Below are 446 nucleotides of genomic sequence, written 5' to 3'. Positions count from 1 at the left end.
CGAGCTGCACGCCGACGTTCTGGCCGTCGTAGCCCATGCCGTGGCCCGGCAGCGCGACGACGAGCGGGTACGTGCGCGACGGGTCGTAGCCGTCGGGCAGGCGGTACGCGTACCGCACGTCGCCCGTGCTGGACGCGAACGTGTCGAGCACGAACCGGTCGACCTCGCGGTCGAGCGGGTCACCCGTCAGCCGGTGCGCGCGGGTCGGGTCGGCCGCGGCGACGAGCGCACCGTCGGTGCCGGTCACGTCGCCGAGCTGCGTGACCTGCGTGAGCTGGTCGGGGTTGACGCGCACCGAGCACAGGAACGTCGGGCAGCGCGACACGATGACCGTCCAGCCGCCCACCGGCGAGTCCACGAGGTCGAGGACGACGAAGCGCCCCGGGGCCTCGGGCCGGTCGGCGGTCAGCAGCCGCGCGGGGTCGTCGGTCGTCCACACCGACGCG

General features: G+C 74.7%; 1 pseudogene. It reads right to left on the bottom strand.

Features of this window, described 5'->3' with window-relative positions:
* Window positions 1-446, bottom strand: a pseudogene (locus tag G3I71_RS47610) (hypothetical protein); the annotation flags it as partial.

The organism is Streptomyces sp. SID12501, from assembly GCF_010550245.1.
In the GTDB taxonomy this organism is placed as follows: Bacteria; Actinomycetota; Actinomycetes; order Streptomycetales; family Streptomycetaceae; genus Streptomyces.
Note: the sequence above shows the minus strand (reverse complement) of the source record. Positions and strands in the feature narration are given on the sequence as shown.